We start from the raw sequence: 17,711 nt of genomic DNA, 5'->3' as shown, positions 1-17,711 counted from the left end.
GGCAACCTATCGCCCTTTCGCACGCATTTCCGACGAGTCAACCCTGTCGGTGCGCCGGCGTATTATTCGAACATGCTTTCGAATGAGGTGGTGGGGGCGTTCGCGGCGATCAACGCCGCCCTCGACACCGTCGCGGAGGTGGATCTCAGAGCCCTGGCCGCCCAGGATCTACTGCAGCTGGCCGCGCTGACCGAGAAAGCCATCCGCCGCCACACCGTGGTCTCCCACGACCTCAGCCAACACCTGCACCAACACAGCGTCGCCGAGATCGGCGGGGCGGCAGGCAAGGTCCTAGCTGACTGGCTGCGCATCAGCCCCGCCGAAGCCCGCCGCCGCGCACGGATCACCGAACCGCTGACCGAGCGCACCACCTTGACAGGCGAATCGCTGGCGCCGCGTCAACCCGCCGCCGCCGAAGCCTGGCGCGCCGGGGTCCTGGACCCCGAACACCTGAAGGTCATCCAACGCTTCCTCGGCGACCTGCCCCTCGACGTCCCGCAGGTCGAGCGGGAGAAAGCCGAAGCCTTCCTGGCCGAGCAGGCCAGGCTGTTACGGCCCGATCAGCTGGCCCGGGTAGCCGACCGACTGGCCATCGAACTCAACCCCGACGGAAAATTCAGCGACGACGATCGGGCCCGCAAACGCAGCTTCACCCTCGGGCGCCAACATCCTGACGGCATGACCGAAGCCCGGCTGGTGGCCACCCCCGAACTGCGCTCCTATCTGGAAGCATTGCTGGCCAAGTTCGCCGCGCCCGGCATGTGCAACCCCGCCGACCAGACCGCCGTCACCGCCGGCGAGCCCGCGGCGGCTCAGGCCGAAGCCGACACCCGCACCCTCGGGCAACGCCAACACGACGCCCTGATGGCGATGCTGCGCTCGAAGCTGGGCGACCCGAAACTGGGCCAGCACAACGGGCTTCCGGTCACCGTCATCGTCACAGCCACGATGCAGGAACTGCAGGACAAAACCGGATACGCAGTCACCGGCGGCGGAGGGTTGGTGCCGATGCGCGACGTCATCCGGATGGCATCACATGCCTACCACTACCTGGCGCTCTTCGACTCGGTCACCGGGCAGGCTTTGTGGCTAGGCCGGTCAAAACGACTCGCCACACCCGATCAACGCATTGTGCTGCACGCGAGAGATCGCGGCTGCACAGCACCCGGCTGCACCGTTCCCGGCTACGGCTGCCAAGTGCACCACGCCGCCAAAGACTGGAAAGACGGCGGAAACACCAACGTCGACGAACTCGGATTCGCCTGCAAATGCGACAACCTGCTCGTCGAAAACGGCGGCTGGCTCACCCGAAAACTCCCCAACGGCGACACCCAATGGATCCCACCTCCGCAGCTGCCACTGACCGGCGGCGTCAACACCTACCACCACCCCGAACGATTCCTTCGAGAGCGCGAGGGCCCGAAGCGGCGGAAGTAGGGGCCGGTTGCGTTTCTCCGCTGTTGGATGGCCTATCCACCCTGCCCGCACCCGAACGACGCAGCCGCTCAGCTGGCCAGCACTCCCTTGGCCCGCAGGATCGGAAGCACGCCCTCGGCGAACCAGTACGCCTCTTCCAGGTGCGGGTAGCCGGACAGGATGAACTCGTCGAAGCCCAACGAGTGGTACTCCCAGATCAAATTGGCGACCTCTTCGTGACTCCCTACCAGCGCGGTGCCCGCACCACCTCGCACCAGGCCGACGCCGGCCCACAGGTTGGGGTAGATCTCGAGCTTGTCGACCTGCCCGCCGTGGAGGGCGGTCATCCTGCGCTGCCCTTCGGATTCCGACTTGGCATGCAGCTTGGTGGCCTGCTCGATCTGCTCGGGCGTCAGCTCCTTGACCAATTCCTCGGCCACCGCCCATGCCGCCGCGGATGTGTCGCGTGTGATCGTGTGCAACCTGATGCCGAATCGCAGGGTGCGGCCGCGACGTTCGGCGAGCTCACGCACCTGGTTGATCTTGGCCGCCGCGGCCTGCGGCGGTTCACCCCAGGTCAGGTAGACGTCGACATAGTCGGCGGCGATCGGAAGCGCGGCCGCCGATGATCCACCGAAGTAGAGCTCCGGCTGCGGGTTCGGCGGCTCCGAGACCCGACCATCGTTGATCGTGTAGTACTCGCCCTTGAAATCGAACGACTCGTTCTCCCAGATTGACTTGATGATGTGGAGGAATTCGCCTGTACGCGAGTACCTTTCGTCGTGGCTCAGCCGGTCGCCGAAGCGGCGCTGCTCGGAATCGTCGCCGCCGCTGACCACGTTGAGCAGCAGACGTCCATCCGAGAAGCGCTGAAAGGTCGCCGCCTGCTGGGCGGCCAGCGTCGGTGGCACCAACCCGGGGCGGAAGGCCACCAGGAACTTCAGCCGTTCGGTTTCGGCGAGCATCGCCGAGGCTGTCAGCCAGGCGTCCTCACACCAGGTTCCGGTCGGCGACAGTACCCCCTCGTAGCCCAGCCGGTCGGCGGCCCTGGCGATTTCGGCCAGGTAGCGCCGACTCGGAGCGCGGTAACCCTCCGGGATAGTGTGATGCGACGACGCGTGGGAGGCGCCGACGATCGATCGGCTGTCACCGTTGGTCGGCAGGAACCAGAAGAATTTCGCAGGCACGGGTGCCCTCCTTAGTTGGCGCTGATGAGGCTGGCTTGCAGGGCGTCGTTGTAACGACGGTCGACCCATTTGGCGAAGTCGGGTGCGGACTGGATCTGGCCGGAGGCGGCGAACAGATCGGCCAGCTTCTGCTCGGAGGCCACCGCCCGATCGGTCAGCTCGGTCGGCAGTCGCAGACTTCTCCCCTGCGACACCTCGGCCACTTTGAGATCCAATCCGACTGCGGCCGCGTACTTCTCGGCCCAGTCCTGCGGGTAGTCCTGAGCCCACTTGGCAGCCTTGGCGAAGCGGACCAGAAGATCGGACAGCGCGGTATTGCGTTTGGCGTCGGCCAGCGCCGCGTCGGAGGCGACGCCGAACCAGTACCCGTTCGTCACGCCCTTGGCCTGCGCGATGCTACGGACCTTCAACTGCTGCTCGGCCTGCGCGGTATAGGGATCCCAGATCGCCCACGCGTCGGCCTGACCGGCACGGAACGCCGACAGCGCATCAGCCGGTTGCAGGAACACCAACTTCACGTCGGTCGGCTTCAGCCCCGCCTTGTCCAGCTGCCCGAGCACGTTGCCGTGCGCGGAGCTGCCCTTGGCCACCAGGATCGTCTTGCCGCGCAGATCGGCGACCGAGGTGATCGGCGAGTCGGCCTGCACCAGGATCTGGTCCCCCAGCCCGCCGCCGTTGTACGCCGAGACCACCTTGACCTTCGCACCCGACGCAGCCCCGAAGATCGGCGGTGTGTTCCCGGTGATCGCGAAGTCGATCTTGCCCGCGGTCGCCGCTTCCACCTGCGGTGGACCTGAGGTGAATGTGGAGAACGCGATCTTGTACGGCAGGTTGTCCAGCGCACCCGCCGCCCGAAGCAGCGATTCGGTGCCGCCCTTCTGGTCGCCCACCTGCAGGGTGAGGTCGGACAGCTCGGTGAGCGGGACGGTCTGCGGGGCCTTGGTGGCACCCGCGTTGTCCTGCCGCGACACGCAGCCGGTCGCCAGCAGACTCACCACTGCCAGCACGGCCAATAGTGCACGGATCGGGTTGCGGTACAAGCTCACTCCTGTCAGATCTGGACACCAAGTTGCTCGAGCAGCTCGATCCGGTGGTTATCGGTCTGCGTCGACGAGGTGCCATGCGGCCGACGCGGTTCGGCGATCTCGGTTTGATGCACCACGCGGCCGGAGTCCAGGACCAGCACCCGGTCGGCCAGTGCCACAGCCTCGTTGACGTCGTGGGTCACCAGCAGCACACCGAAGCCGTGCCGGCGCCACAGATCGAGCAGCAGCGACTGCATGCTCAGCCGGGTGAGCGCATCGAGCGCACCGAACGGCTCGTCGAGCAACAGCAGCCGCGGCTCGGCCGCCAGGGCGCGGGCCAGTGAAACCCGTTGCGCCTGGCCCCCCGACAGCGTCTGCGGCCACGCGTCCGCACGGTCGCTCAAGCCCACGTCGGCAAGGGCCTGATCGGCGCGCGCGACGATTTCGCTTCGGGACAACCGGAACCGGGTCAGGCCGTAGCCCACGTTGGTTCGCACGGTGCGCCACGGGAACAGCCGCGGCTCCTGAAACGCCAACGCGGGCGCACCGGCCACCACCCGTTCCCCGCTGTGGTCGTCGGACAGCCCGGCAAGCACCCGCAGCACGGTCGACTTGCCCGATCCGCTGCGACCCACCAGTGCGACGATCTCCCCGGCACCGACGGTCACCGACACGTCGCGAAGAACATGGTGCTCGCCGTACCACTTGTCGACGTGGCGAAGCTCGGCGGCGTTGGAGGTCGAGCGTTCGGAGACCACCGTCATGACCGATACCTCAGCGCCCGACGCTCCATCACCCGCACCACGGCGTCGGTGACGATGCCCAGCAACGCGTAGACGATCAGACCGAAGATGATGACGTCGATCCGCAGGAAGTCGCGCGCATTGTTGATCAGGAAGCCGATGCCCTTGTCGGCGTTGATCTGCTCGGCCACGATCAGCGTCAACCAGGCGATGGCCAGTGACTGCCGCAGGCCGACGAGCACCTGCGGGGCTGCGCTGGGGATCGCGATGTGGCTGAACCGCTGCCGAAACGAAAAACCAAGCACGTCAGCGGTTTCGAACAGCTTGGGGTCGACCTGGCGGATCGCCGAGAACGTGTTGAGGTACAGCGGGAAGCTGACACCGAGCGCCACCAACAGCACCTTGGGCAGCTCGCCGATGCCGAACCACAGGATGAACAACGGGATCAGGCCCAGGTGCGGAAGAGCACGCAGCATCTGCATCGGCGGGTCGACGGTGGCCTCGGCCCACCGCGACAACCCGACCACACTGCCCAGTCCGACGCCGATGACGCCACCGAGCAGAAGGCCTTCGGTCACCCGCAGCCCGGACACCCGCAGGGCATCGGACAGCTCGCCGTTGCCGATGAGCTCGACACCGGCCTCGGCGATCAGCGACGGGGCCGGCAGCACGTCCTGGGAGATCAGCCCGATCGCGCTGCCGAGCTGCCACAGCGCCAGCAGCGCCAGGGGCGAGACCCACCGCGCGATCGTCCACCTGCGGTGCCGGCGCGCGACGGACGTTCGGGCACCAGCCGGCAGGACCGGCGCGATGGCCGGCGCGGTGGGCGTAGTCACGGTGTTCGTCCTCGGGATGGCGGGTGATCGTGCGTGCGACAACTCAAAGCCGTCGCATGAATCGACCCTACGAACGCGCCGCTACGCCGATAAGGGTTTGCTTCGCGATGAAGAAATCACGGGCAATCAGGTGGCCCGGCTCAGCACACCAGACGCCTCGATCGACTCCAGCAGCAGGGTGCGGTAACCGTAGTCGTCGAACAGCACGGTGATGCGGTCGTCCTCGACGCTCATGACCGCCCCCGAACCCCACTCGCGGTGCCGGACCGGGGTGCCGACCACCCACCGCCCGTCGGGCGCCGTCGAGTCGGCACCGGCGTCACAGCAGTCGCAATTACCGCACGGCGCGGACAACGATTCACCGAAGTAGCTCAGCAGGAACTCGCGCCGGCAGTCCCGCGTCTCGGCGTAGCCGCGCATCATCTCCACGCGGGTGCGGTCGATGCGCTCCTTCTTGTCGACGATCTCGACCGCACGCCGCACGGCGTCCCCGACCTCGACCCGGTCGGTGAGCGTGAACCCGGCCCGGGAGGACGAGATCAGCCCGGCCTCCTCCAGCAGGTTGACCGCGTTGGTCACTCGACGGCCAGCTACGTCGAGCGCATCTCGTAAGTCGTTGAGCTGCTTGGGATCAGTGGGACTCAGCGCGGAGTACACCCCGGCCAACAGTTCTTCGTCGGGGCGGTGGGTGGTGAAGAAGCGGGCCAGCCCGAGGTCCTCCTGGCGGTAGAACAACACCGCCTCGGCAGGCTCGCCGTCCCGCCCGGCGCGGCCGATCTGCTGGTAGTAGCTATCCATCGAATCGGGTACCGAAGCGTGGACGACGGCGCGAACGTCCGGCTTGTCGATGCCCATGCCGAAGGCGGACGTGGCGACGACGACGTCGACCTCGTCGGCCCGGAAGCGCTGGTGCACTTCGTCGCGCTGCCCGCGGGACAGCCCCGCGTGATAGGCGTCCGCCCGCACACCGTGCGAAACCAGTTCGGCCGCATAGTCTTCGGCGTCTTTACGGGTGGCGGTGTACAGCAGTGCCGGTCGCGGCACCCGTAGCATCCGGGCCAGCACCGCATCGCGCTTGTCGTCGTCGGTGACGTGGTGGGACACCGCCAGGTGGATGTTCGGTCGGTCGAAGCCGCTGGCGATCACCAGCGGATCGCGCAGCCGCAGACGCTCGGCGATCTCGCGGCGCACCACCGGGGACGCGGTGGCCGTCAGCGCGACCACCCGCGGACCGCCGAGCCGTTCGATGGCATCGGGGATGCGCAGATAACTCGGCCGGAAGTCGTGGCCCCACGCCGATACGCAGTGCGCCTCGTCGACGACCACCAGCGAGATGTCGATAGCGGACAGCCCCGCGACCACCTCGTCGTTGCTCAGCTGCTCCGGTGCCAGGAAGACGTACTCGGCTTCATGCTCGCGCACGGCCTTCCAGTTGCGGGCCACATCGGCGCTGTCGAGTTGGGAGTTGAAGGCCACCGCGTCGGGAGCCTCGGTGGCCGCCAGCCCGCTGATCTGGTCGCGCTGCAGGGCGATCAACGGCGAGATCACCAGGGTCGCGCCGTCGAGCAGGACACCGGGAACCTGATAGATGGCCGACTTTCCCGACCCGGTCGCCATGACCGCCAGCACGTCACGTCCGGCCAGTACCGCCTCCATCGCGTCCAGCTGGGCCGACCGCAGCTGCTGCCAGCCGAACACGTCTCGGGCGACCCGCCGCAGATCGTCCCGCCGACTCATCGGAGTGCCATTGCCCCGGCACGTGCCGTTCAACCGGACGTCACCGCCATCCGTCGGCGGCCTTGGCGGCCCGCATCAAGGCGTCGCACAATTCCCGCAGTTCCTTGGCACCGGCGCCCTCGTCGACCGCGATCGCGACGTCCTCGGCGGCGCAGCGCACCTGATAGACCCGATCGGACAGCTCGGCGGCCTCCTCGGCGGTCAGGACCACCGCGTCGGGCGGCACCGACGTGCCCTTCACCAGGGCACGCTGCTCATACGCGCGCTGCCGGCACGACTGACGGCAGTATTGTTTGCGCCGGCCCATTCCCGAATCGGCGACATCGCGACCGCACCACCGGCACGGCTGCGAGCGGGTACGGCGCGTCACGCCTTGAGACTGTAGCCGGGTCCGGCGAGTGATCCCGGTATCATGGACAGTCGAGTCGGGAACCGCGGACGCTGCTCCTGCGTTCATCATCCGGACTGCATATTGCGTTATTGAGGAGAGTTGACGATGGCTGATCGTGTCTTGAGAGGCAGCCGGCTCGGAGCCGTGAGCTACGAGACTGACCGCAACCACGACCTGGCGCCGCGTCAGATTGCGCGGTACCGGACCGACAACGGCGAAGAGTTCGACGTCCCGTTCGCCGACGACGCCGAGATTCCCGGCACCTGGCTGTGCCGCAACGGCCTGGAGGGCACCCTCATCGAGGGCGAACTGCCCGAGCCGAAGAAGGTCAAGCCACCGCGCACCCACTGGGACATGCTGCTGGAACGCCGCTCGGTCGAGGAGCTCGAGGAGTTGCTCAAGGAGCGTCTGGACCTGATCAAGACCAAGCGCCGCGGTAGCTGACCTCTACCGGACGACGCCGCGCGCCCGGTCCAGTCGCCCGCCGATGCCCCACTGGGCGACCTTCACCATCGCTTCGCGGATATTTGAACCGCTCATCTTCGACACACCGAGTTCGCGCTCGCTGAACGTGATCGGGACCTCCACGACGGAGAACCCGTTGTTGATCGTGCGCCAGGTCAGGTCGATCTGGAAGCAGTAGCCCTTGGAGTCGACCGCCGACAGGTCGATCTTCTCCAGCACCTCACGCCGGTAGGCGCGATAGCCCGCGGTGATGTCGTGAATGCCGACGCCGAGCAGCACCCGCGAGTAGGTGTTGGCCGTCTTGGACAGCACCAACCGGCGCCACGGCCAGTTGCGGACCGTCCCGCCCTCGACGTAGCGCGAGCCGATCGCGAGATCCGCGCCGTTGTCGACCGCATCGAGCAGCCGGTGCAGCTGCTCGGGGGCGTGGCTGCCGTCGGCGTCCATCTCGACCAGCACGTTGTACTGCCGGCCCAGACCCCAGGCGAACCCGGCGAGGTACGCCGCACCCAGACCGTCCTTGACGGTGCGGCGCATCACGTGGATCCGGTCGGGATCGACCAGCGACAGCTCGTCGGCAAGCTCGCCGGTGCCGTCCGGGCTGTCGTCGTCGACGATCAGCACGTGTACGTCAGGCCGGGCCTTGTGCACCCGGCCCAGGATTAATGGCAGGTTCTCCAGCTCGTTGAACGTGGGGATGATCACCAGGGAGCGCTGGCTGGGCCGCGCGGAATCCTTCTCGGCGCCCTTCTTGCCCTGCCAGGTCATGAGTCTCCTTTGTCGCGCTGCCCGGCCAGGGCCGAGGAGGTATCACCCTCATCTGGCGGGTTGTTCTCGTCGTCTCCGCCCCCCGACATGCTGGACCCGTCGTCTCCTTCCCGTCGCCTGCGGCGCAACGGGCGCATGAACCAACCATTGTGCAGTATGGCCGCCGCGATCACGGCAACGGCGGCTCCGACCAGCACCCACTGCACCAGCGGACCCCACCGGGTCGCCGGCGTCTCGGTGGTCTTCAGCCGGACCGGTACGTCGAGGTAAGCCGGGGTGAAGAACTGGGTGCGGGCGATCTCGCTGCCGTCCGGCGCGATGACGGCACTGATGCCGGTGGTGCCTGCGACCACGACGTAGCGGTCAAGCTCGACGGCGCGGGCCCGGGCGAACGCGAGTTGCTGTTCGCTCATGTTCTGGTCGAAGGTGGCGTTGTTGGTCGGCACGGCGAGCACCTGGGCGCCGTTGCGCACCGACTGGCGCAGTGCGCGGTCGAAGATGACCTCCCAGCAGGTGGCCACCCCTACGGGAACGCCAGCCGCGTGCACGACGCCGCTGCCGCTTCCCGGGACGAAGTAGCCCGCCCGATCGGCGTAGGACGACAGGTGCTTGAAGAAACTGCGCCACGGCAGATACTCACCGAACGGCTGCACGATCTGCTTGTCGTGGCGCTCCCCCGGCCCCGAGACGGCGTCCCACACGATGATCGTGTTCGACGCGGTCGGGTTCTCCGGCGTCCAGTCGGGACGCGCGAGGACCGCGCCGACCAGGATCGGGGCGCCGATCGCCTGCGCGGCGACTGAGATCTGCTGGGCGGCGTCGGCGTTGGTGAGCGGGTCGATGTCCGAGGAGTTCTCCGGCCACACCACGAACTGCGGCTGCGGCGCGCGGCCGGCCTTGACGTCCTCGGCCAGCTGCACGGTCTCGCTGACGTGATTGTCCAGCACGGCACGACGCTGGCTGTTGAAGTCCAGGCCCAGCCGGGGCACGTTGCCCTGAATGGCCGCGACCGTGACGGTTGGCTCGTTTCCGGCCCCGGCGCGGCGAACCGGCGGCGCGGCCAGCGCGGTGCCCAGCAGAACTGCCATCACGCACAGCCCGGGCACCAGCACGCCCGCCAGCGACGGTGCCTCGCCACTCGTGTCCGGTCCGCTGTGCTGCCACCAGTGCACGATCTCGGTCGCCAGCGCGCACAACGAGGTGCCGAGCACGGCGATGGCAAACGACAGCAGCGGCACACCGCCGAACTGGACCAGCGCCAGGAACGGCCCCCGAGTCTGGCCGAAACCGACTACACCCCAAGGGAATCCGCCGAACGGAACACTAGACTTCAGCCATTCCTGCATCACCCACAGCAGCGCCAGCCACAACGGCCAGCCCGGCAGGCGGCGCGCCAGCACGGCGAACATGCCGAACACCGCCGTGAACAGCGCCTGCAGCGCCGCCAGCAGCAGCCAGGGGACGGGACCGACCAGTCCGCTGATCCATGGCAGCAGCGGGATGTAGAACGCCAGCCCGTACAGGAAGCCGTAGCCGAGGCCGCCGGCGAGGGTGGTCTTCGGATGCACCAGCACCCAGCTCAGCAGCGCGAAGCTCACGATGGCCGACCACCACCATCCGATCGGCGGGAAGCTGATGTACATCAGCAGGCCCGCCGACACCGTGGCGAGCAGGCGGAAGGCGCGCGGGGGCAAGGCGGCGGCGATCCGCCGCAGCCGCCCGGGCTTCTCGTCAGCCATGCAGCTCAGCCATGCAGCACGACACCCCGGTGAACGGTCTGCCGGCAGACCGGCAGCGGATCGTCCGGATCGAGGCGCGGCAGGGCCGGCACCCGCGAGCGCGGGTCGGTGGACCACCGCTGCACGCTGTCGGCGGGGGCGCTGACATCAAGATCACCGGTCTCCCACACCGCGTACGACGCTGGCGCACCGGGCACCAGCGTCCCGGTGACACCGTCGCGAACCCCGCCGGCCCGCCACGCCCCGCGGGTGGCAGCGGCGAAGGCGGCGCGCACCGAAACGGCGCTGCCCGGAGTCTGATGATGGCTGGCTGCGCGTACCGTCTCCCAGGGATTGATGCCGGTCACGGGAGCGTCCGAGCCGAACGCCAGGGGCACGCCTGCCGATGCTAACAGCGCCAGCGGGTTGAGCCGGGTGGCTCTGCCGATACCGAGTCGCCGGGCGTACATTCCGTTGCTGCCACCCCACCGCGCGTCGAAATTGGGCTGCATGCTGGCCACGACACCCCATTGGCCCAACTTGGCTGCCTGCTCACCGGAGACCATCTCAAGGTGCTCCAAGCGGTGACCGCAGCGAGCCACCGTCGGCGCCCCGAATCGCTCGACGACCCGCTCGAGTGCCTCGACCACGGCGGTGACCGCGGCGTCCCCGATGACGTGGAAACCGGCGGTCACGCCGGCCTCAGTGCAGGCGGTGAGGTGTTCGGTGATGGTGTCGGGATCGAGGTAGCAGTGGCCGGTCGTGTCGGGGGCGTCGGCGTAGGGCTGGCACAGCCATGCGGTGCGTGAGCCGAGCGCGCCGTCGACGAACAGGTCACCGGCCAGTCCGCGCGCCCCGGTGGCCTCGATCAGGGCCCGGGCCTGCGCGGCACTGGACACCGCCTCGCCCCAGTAGCCGACGACGTCCACGCCGTGCTCGGTGGCGCGCAGTTCCTGCCAGTCGTCGGATCCGCCGATGTCGGGTCCGGCGCATTCGTGGACGGCGACGATGCCGGCGGCGGCGACGCCATCCAGCGCCGCCCGGCGGGCCTCGTCACGCTGCTGCCAGGTCAGCAGGCGGCGGGCCTCGGCGCGCACCAGATGGTGAGCGTCGGCGGACAGCGGTCGGTGCGGGTCGAAGCCCGCGACGGCGGACAGGCCCGAGACCAGGTCCCGCAGCGCGGTCGAGGCGACGGCCGAGTGGACGTCGACGCGCGCCAGGTAGGCCGGCACCATGCCGACGACGGCGTCGAGTTCCTTGGTGGTGGGCGTGCCGTCAGGCCAGGCGGTGTCGTCCCAGCCGTGCGCCCAGATCGGCTGACCAGGGTGGGCGGCGGTGTGCTCGGCGACCAGCCGCAGGCAGTGCTGACGGGAGGTGGCGGCGGTGAGGTCCAGCCCGGTGATGAGCAGGCCGGTGGAGGTCAGGTGGATGTGGCTGTCGACGAACGCCGGTGCGACGAACGCACCGGCGAGGTCGACGACGTCGGCGTCACCGAACTGGGCCCGGCCGACATCGTCGCTGCCGAGCCAGGCGACGACGCCGTCGCGCACAGCCATCGCGGTGGCATCGGGGTGCGACGGGCTGTGCACGCGCCCGCCCAGCAGCAGTGTGGTCACGTCGGTTAGTGTCCCGCGCGGGTGAATGAAAGTGAGTGAGAGCGGAGTGCGGCTAGTTGTACTAGTTGTAACGGACGATGTTCGCGTCGTGCACGCCGCTGTAGTGCTGCTCGTCGATGACGTCGCCGTCGATGTAGTCACCGTGGCCGCCGTAGCCTGCGGCCGCGAACCTGCGGCCGGGCCCGGTCAGGTTGATCACGCCGACCCGGCGGGCGATTCCGCGAGTGAGCATCACGGCGGCCAGCGGGCGCACGGCGCCGCGGGTGGGCGGCATCAGCATCAGGGTGCCGAGGGCGGTGGTGACCAGGCCGGGGATGAACACCAGGAAGGTGCCCAGCGCCACGAGCATGCCGTCGGCGACGGCACTCCGGGGGTTGGTGCGGGTGCGTTGCAGCCGCACGATCTGTCGCTTGACCTGGGATCCGGCCAGCGCCACGCCGACCACCGAGGTGGCCAGCAGCACCAGCAGGGTCCAGCCCAGCCCAATGGACCAGGTCAGCAGGGCCAGTACGGCCAGCTCGACAAGGGCGTAGACGAAGAACGTCCGCATCACCATGTCCAGCCAACGACCGGGGCGCGGGCGGGGTTCCTGACAGTCCTGAAAAGAGCCTGTGATTTCCGGTCAGGCGGCGCGCAGTTCCAAGCCGACATTGTGCTTGGCGCCGCCGCGCAGCTTGCTGAAAAGGCTGAACAGGAACCCGAAGAGTCGGTAGCGCTTCACGATCGCCCGGTAGACGTCCTCGGTGTGCGCCGGGTCGAGCACGGTCGCCACCGCCTCGTTCGGCTCGCCCTTGACGTTGCCGCGCCAGTCACAGACCGCCAGCGTCACCCGCGGGGTGTTGCGGATGCGCTTGACCTTCCAGGAGTCCTTCCCGGTGATGACCAGGGCGCGCTCACCGTCCGGGGCGATCCAGATCGGCGTCGGATTGGGCCTGCCGTCCTGCCCACCGATCTAGCGAATTACCGTGCTTCGAGGTCGCCCTCAGTCTCCAGCAGCACCTGGCGCAGACCGTCCAGCGTCGCCGGATCCGGGTCCTGCCACATGCCGCGGCCGACGGCTTCCAGCAGCCGCTCCGACATCCCGTGCAAGGCCCACGGGTTGGACTCGTCCATGAACTTGCGATTCTCCGGGTCCAGGACGTACTGCTGGGTGAGCTGCTCGTACATCCAGTCGGCCATCACCCCCGCGGTCGCGTCGTAGCCGAACAGGTAGTCCACCGTCGCGGCCATCTCGAAGGCGCCCTTATAGCCGTGCTTGCGCATCGCCGACATCCAGCGCGGGTTGACCACGCGGGCCCGGAACACCCGGGTGGTCTCCTCCGAGAGCGTGCGGGTGCGCACCGCGTCGGGCCGGGTGTTGTCCCCGATGTAGGCCGCCGGCGCCTTGCCGGTCAGCGCGCGAACGGTGGCGACCATGCCGCCGTGGTACTGGTAGTAGTCGTCGGAGTCGGCGATGTCGTGCTCGCGGGTGTCGGTGTTCTTGGCGGCCACCACGATCCGGCGGTACTGGATCGACATGTCGCCGGCGGCCGGCTTGCCGTCCAGTTCCCGCCCGTAGGCGAAGCCGCCCCACGCGGTGTAGACCTCGGCCAGGTCGGCGTCGTCGCGCCAGTTGCGGCTGTCGATCAACTGCAGCAGACCCGCCCCGTAGGTACCCGGCTTGGAGCCGAATATCCTTGTGGTGGCGCGCCTTTGGTCACCGTGCTCGGCGAGGTCGGCTTGGGCGTGGGCGTGGACGAAGTTCTGGTCGGCGGGCTCGTCGAGGCCGGCGACCAGGCACACCGCGTCGTCGAGCATCGCCACGACGTGCGGGAACGCGTCGCGGAAGAAGCCGGAGATGCGCACCGTGACGTCGATGCGGGGCCGGTCGAGCTCCTCGACCGAGATGGCCTCCAGGTCGACCACGCGGCGCGATGCGTCGTCCCACACCGGCCGGACACCAAGCAGGGCAAGGACTTCGGCGATGTCGTCGCCGGAGGTGCGCATCGCCGAGGTGCCCCACACCGACAGCCCGACCGAACGCGGCCAGTCGCCGTAGTCGGCTTTGTAGCGCTCCAGCAGCGAATCGGCCATCGCCACACCGGTTTCCCAGGCCAGCCGTGACGGCACCGCCTTGGGGTCCACCGAGTAGAAGTTGCGCCCGGTGGGCAGCACGTTGACCAGGCCGCGCAGCGGCGAGCCGGACGGACCTGCCGCGATGAAGTGGCCGTCCAGTGCGCGCAGCACCTGGTCGATCTCGGCCGCCGTGCCGGCCAGTCGCGGCACCACCTCGGTGGCCGCGAATCGCAGGATCCGGGCCACCTGGGCGTCGTCGGTGAGCTCGTCGACCCGCTCGGCGTCCCAGCCGGTGGCCTGCAGCCGGGCCAGCAGGTCGCGGGCCTGCCGCTCGGCCTCATCGACGACGGTCCGTTCGTCGCTGCCGTCCTCGACCAGGCCGAGCGCTTGGCGCAGACCGGGCAGGTGCTGCTCGCCGCCGAAGAGCTGGCGGGCGCGCAGGATCGCCAGCACCAGGTCGAGTTCGCCCCCACCGGTGGGCGCCGCGCCCAGGATGTGCAAGCCGTCGCGGATCTGGACGTCCTTGATCTCGCAGAGCCAGCCGTCGACGTGCAGCAGCATGTCGTCGAAGCTGTCGTCCTCGGGGCGGTCGGCCAGCCCGAGATCGTGGTCCATCTTGGCGGCGCGCATCAGCGTCCAGATCTGCTGGCGGATGGCGGGCAGCTTGCCCGGGTCGAGGGCGGCGATGTTGGCGTGCTCGTCGAGCAGCTGCTCGAGGCGGGCGATGTCGCCGTAGGTTTCGGCCCGGGCCATCGGCGGGATGAGGTGGTCGACCAGCGTGGCGTGGGCCCGCCGCTTGGCCTGAGTGCCCTCCCCCGGATCGTTGACCAGGAACGGGTAGATCAGCGGCAGGTCGCCCAGGGCTGCGTCGGGGCCGCAGCCGGCGGACATGCCGACGGTGTTGCCCGGTAGCCATTCCAGGTTGCCGTGCTTGCCCAGATGCACGACCGCGTGCGCCCCGAACTCGTGGCGCAACCAGAAGTAGGCGGCCAAGTAGTGGTGGGTCGGCGGCAGGTCCGGATCGTGGTAGATGGCCACCGGGTTCTCCCCGAACCCGCGGGGCGGCTGCACCAGGATCACGATGTTCTCGGATTCGATTGCCGCGACGACGATTTCACCCTCGGGATCGCGGCTGCGGTCCACGAAAAGCTCGCCCGGTGGCGGGCCCCAGTGCCGCACCATCGCCTCGGTCAACTCGGCCGGCAGCGTCGCGAACCACTCGCGGTAGCGCGCGGCGGGCACCCGGACGGGGTTGCCGGACAGCTCGGCGTCAGTCAGCCAGTCGGGATCCTGCCCGCCGCGCTCGATCAGCGCATGCATCAGGGCGTCACCGCCGCCTGCCTCGACGCCGGGAAGGTCGCCGATGTGATACCCGTTGTCGCGCAACGCCGTCAGCAACGCCACCGCGCTGGCCGGGGTGTCGAGGCCGACGGCGTTGCCGATCCGGGAGTGCTTGGTCGGGTAGGCCGAGAACACCAGCGCCAGCCGCTTGTCGGGTGCGGCGACCCGGCGCAGATTGGCGTAGTTGACGGCGAGACCGGCCACCCGCGCGCAACGCTCCGGATCCGGCACGTAGGCGATCAGCCCGTCGTTGTCGATCTCCTTGAACGAGAACGGCACGGTGATGATGCGGCCGTCGAACTCCGGCACCGCCACCTGGGTGGCGACGTCCAGCGGGCTCAGCCCGTCGTCGTTGTTCGCCCAGGTTGCCCGCGAGCTCGTCAGGCACAGCCCCTGCAGAATCGGGACGTCCAGGGCGGCAAGGTGTTTGACGTCCCAGCCATCGTCGTCGTTGCCCGCGGTCGCGGTCGCCGGGCGGGCACCGCCCGCGGCGAGCACGGTGACGACCATGGCGTCGGCGGTGCCCAGCAGGTCGAGCAGTTCGGGTTCGGGGGTGCGCAGCGAGGTGCAGTACACCGGAAGGGGCCGCCCGCCCGCTTGTTCGATGGCGGTGCACAGGGCGTCGATGTAGGCGGTGTTACCGGCCAGGTGCTGGGCGCGGTAGAACAGCACCGCGATCGTCGGTCCGTCGATCTCACGGGTGTCACGCTCCAGCACTCCCCACACCGGTGTGGGCGCGGGCGGGTTGAAGCCGAAGCCCGTCATCAGCAGGGTGTCGGTGAGGAAAGCGTGCAACTGGCGCAGATTCTCCACGCCGCCCTGCGCCAGGTAGATGTGAGTCTGCATGGCGATGCCCGCCGGCACGGTGGAGCGCTCCATCAGGTCGGCATCGGGTGCCTGCTCGCCGCTGACCACCACCGTCGGCACACCGCTGGCCACCACGGCGTCGATCCCGTCCTCCCAGGCGCGGTACCCGCCGAGGATCCGCACCACCACCACGTCGGCCCCGGCCAGGAGCTCGGTCAGCTCACCGTCGACCAGCCGCGAGGGGTTCGCCCACCGGTAGCCGGCGTCGCTGGCGCGGGCGGCGATGAGGTCGGTGTCTGAGGTGGAGAGCAGCAGGACGGTGGGTTGAGGCACCCGTCATTCGTACCCGGGCGGCATCAGCCGGGTCCAGTCGGAGCGTGGCGTATCGAGGATGGGCAGCTGGTCATGACGCCGGCATCGGGCACCACCACCCTGCGCTGGACTGCCCTGCCGGACAGTCCCTGACCGTACGCTGGACCGGTGACCAGAACGCGTGAGGACGACGCCTGCCCGGGGGCACTGCAAGTGCACCGGGCCGCCGACGGCGCGCTGGCCCGGTTGCGTCTGCCGGGCGGGATGATCACCGCCGGCCAGCTGGAGGCGCTGGCCCACGCCGCGACCGAGCACGGCAACGGCACGCTGGAGCTGACCGTGCGGGGCAACGTCCAGCTGCGCGGTGTGCGCGACACCGCCGCCGTCGCCGATGCGGCCGCCACTGCCGGCCTGCTGCCCTCACCTGACCACGAGCGGGTGCGCAACGTCATCGCCTCGCCGTTGTCGGGCCGGGTGGGTGGACTCGCCGACGTGCGGCCCTGGGTCGCCGAGCTGGACCGCGGGATCCAGTCCGACCGCGACCTGGTGCGGCTGCCCGGCCGGTTCATGTTCGGCCTCGACGACGGGACCGGCGACATCTCGGGGCTGCGCGCCGACGCCGGCGTGCATGTTGTGGGCGAGCGGGCGGCGCTGCTGCTGGGCGGTAACGACACCGGTGTCCGCCTCAGTTGCGACGAGGTGGTGCCGGCCCTGCTCGCGGTGGCGCGCCGTTTCGTCGCGGTGCGCGGAAATGCCTGGCGGATAGCCGAATTGGAGGATCCGTCGATTCTGGCGTCGGACTTCGCGGCGACCGCACCAGGTGGGGCGACCTATCCCCCGGTGCTGCGGCCGCCGGTCGGCTGGATCCTGCAGGACGACGGACGCGTGGCCTTGGGGGCGGCGGTGCCACTGGGTGTCCTGGAGGCCCGGCAGGCGCAGTTCGTCGCCGCGATCGACGCCCCGGTGATCGTCACCCCGTGGCGGTCGCTGCTGGTATGCGACATGGAGGAGGGCGTCGCCGACTCGTCGCTGCGGGTGTTGGCTCCGCTGGGCCTGGTGTTCGACGAGAACTCGCCGTGGCTGCGCGTCAGCTCCTGCGTCGGCAGCCCCGGCTGCGAGAAGTCGCTGGCCGACGCGCGTGCCGAGGCCACCCGGGCGGTGGCCGCGGACGTCCCCGTCGGGCACGTGCATTACGTCGGCTGCGAACGGGCCTGCGGCAGTCCGCTGTCGGGCGAGGTGAGGGTGGCAACGGGCGAGGGCTTTCAGCGGATGAACCGCCAGGTCGTAGGGTGAT

At 69.1% G+C, this 17,711-nt stretch carries 15 protein-coding genes; 3 read left to right on the top strand and 12 right to left on the bottom strand.

The features are described from left to right. Positions 1-72 precede the first annotated feature (72 nt). A complete protein-coding gene (locus K9U37_RS11620) occupies positions 73-1,437 on the top strand; it encodes an HNH endonuclease signature motif containing protein (protein ID WP_243071818.1) in 1,365 nt (454 codons plus the stop codon). A 68-nt stretch (positions 1,438-1,505) separates the two neighbouring features. Here K9U37_RS11620 and K9U37_RS11615 read toward each other — a convergent pair whose 3' ends face one another. The 6 genes from K9U37_RS11615 to K9U37_RS11590 all read right to left on the bottom strand — a co-directional run bounded on the left by K9U37_RS11615 (position 1,506) and on the right by K9U37_RS11590 (position 7,314). Then, entirely contained in the window at positions 1,506-2,603 is a 1,098-nt protein-coding gene (locus K9U37_RS11615; protein ID WP_243071817.1) for an LLM class flavin-dependent oxidoreductase, read from the bottom strand. Positions 2,604-2,614: 11 nt separating this feature from the next. Then, the gene (locus K9U37_RS11610; protein WP_243073345.1) at positions 2,615-3,628 is read right to left on the bottom strand and encodes an ABC transporter substrate-binding protein; all 1,014 of its coding nucleotides are present in this window, start codon (positions 3,626-3,628) and stop codon (positions 2,615-2,617) included. 26 nt (positions 3,629-3,654) lie between these two features. Next, positions 3,655-4,392 carry an ABC transporter ATP-binding protein gene (locus K9U37_RS11605; protein WP_243071816.1) on the bottom strand — a complete coding sequence of 246 codons (738 nt, stop codon included), beginning with the start codon at positions 4,390-4,392 and terminating at the stop codon, positions 3,655-3,657. Further along, positions 4,389-5,207, bottom strand: coding sequence for an ABC transporter permease (locus K9U37_RS11600; RefSeq protein WP_372489503.1), 819 nt, complete (start codon positions 5,205-5,207; stop codon positions 4,389-4,391). Before K9U37_RS11600 ends, K9U37_RS11605 begins: the two co-directional genes overlap by 4 nt. A gap of 126 nt (positions 5,208-5,333) precedes the next feature. Further along, entirely contained in the window at positions 5,334-6,944 is a 1,611-nt protein-coding gene (locus K9U37_RS11595) for a RecQ family ATP-dependent DNA helicase (RefSeq protein ID WP_243071815.1), read from the bottom strand. A 40-nt stretch (positions 6,945-6,984) separates the two neighbouring features. Next, on the bottom strand, positions 6,985-7,314 hold the full coding sequence (locus K9U37_RS11590; RefSeq protein ID WP_243071814.1) for a hypothetical protein: 330 nt from the start codon (positions 7,312-7,314) through the stop codon (positions 6,985-6,987). 126 nt (positions 7,315-7,440) lie between these two features. Between K9U37_RS11590 and rbpA the strand changes: the two genes are divergently transcribed. Then, complete coding sequence (rbpA, locus tag K9U37_RS11585; RefSeq protein ID WP_243071813.1) at positions 7,441-7,779, top strand: RNA polymerase-binding protein RbpA; 339 nt, start codon at positions 7,441-7,443, stop codon at positions 7,777-7,779. Positions 7,780-7,782: 3 nt separating this feature from the next. Here rbpA and K9U37_RS11580 read toward each other — a convergent pair whose 3' ends face one another. The 6 genes from K9U37_RS11580 to cobN all read right to left on the bottom strand — a co-directional run bounded on the left by K9U37_RS11580 (position 7,783) and on the right by cobN (position 16,438). Then, positions 7,783-8,568 carry a polyprenol monophosphomannose synthase gene (locus K9U37_RS11580; protein WP_243071812.1) on the bottom strand — a complete coding sequence of 262 codons (786 nt, stop codon included), beginning with the start codon at positions 8,566-8,568 and terminating at the stop codon, positions 7,783-7,785. After that, positions 8,565-10,307, bottom strand: coding sequence for an apolipoprotein N-acyltransferase (gene lnt, locus K9U37_RS11575; protein ID WP_243071811.1), 1,743 nt, complete (start codon positions 10,305-10,307; stop codon positions 8,565-8,567). Before lnt ends, K9U37_RS11580 begins: the two co-directional genes overlap by 4 nt. Positions 10,308-10,312: 5 nt before the next feature. Continuing rightward, positions 10,313-11,902 carry an amidohydrolase gene (locus K9U37_RS11570; protein ID WP_243071810.1) on the bottom strand — a complete coding sequence of 530 codons (1,590 nt, stop codon included), beginning with the start codon at positions 11,900-11,902 and terminating at the stop codon, positions 10,313-10,315. Between the two features lie 61 nt (positions 11,903-11,963). Further along, positions 11,964-12,452, bottom strand: a complete 489-nt coding sequence (locus K9U37_RS11565; protein ID WP_243071809.1) for an FxsA family protein — start codon at positions 12,450-12,452, stop codon at positions 11,964-11,966. Positions 12,453-12,524: 72 nt separating this feature from the next. Further along, positions 12,525-12,854, bottom strand: a complete 330-nt coding sequence (locus K9U37_RS11560) for a PPOX class F420-dependent oxidoreductase (protein WP_243073343.1) — start codon at positions 12,852-12,854, stop codon at positions 12,525-12,527. A gap of 8 nt (positions 12,855-12,862) precedes the next feature. Beyond that, a complete protein-coding gene (gene cobN / locus K9U37_RS11555; protein WP_243071808.1) occupies positions 12,863-16,438 on the bottom strand; it encodes a cobaltochelatase subunit CobN in 3,576 nt (1,191 codons plus the stop codon). Positions 16,439-16,585: 147 nt separating this feature from the next. Between cobN and cobG the strand changes: the two genes are divergently transcribed. After that, positions 16,586-17,710 (top strand): precorrin-3B synthase, encoded by a 1,125-nt coding sequence (gene cobG / locus K9U37_RS11550; RefSeq protein WP_243071807.1) that lies wholly within the window; start codon positions 16,586-16,588, stop codon positions 17,708-17,710. Position 17,711 lies beyond the last annotated feature (1 nt).

Source organism: Candidatus Mycolicibacterium alkanivorans (genome assembly GCF_022760805.1).
GTDB classification, from domain to species: domain Bacteria; phylum Actinomycetota; class Actinomycetes; order Mycobacteriales; family Mycobacteriaceae; genus Mycobacterium; species Mycobacterium alkanivorans.
This window is presented reverse-complemented; position numbering and strand designations above follow the sequence as displayed.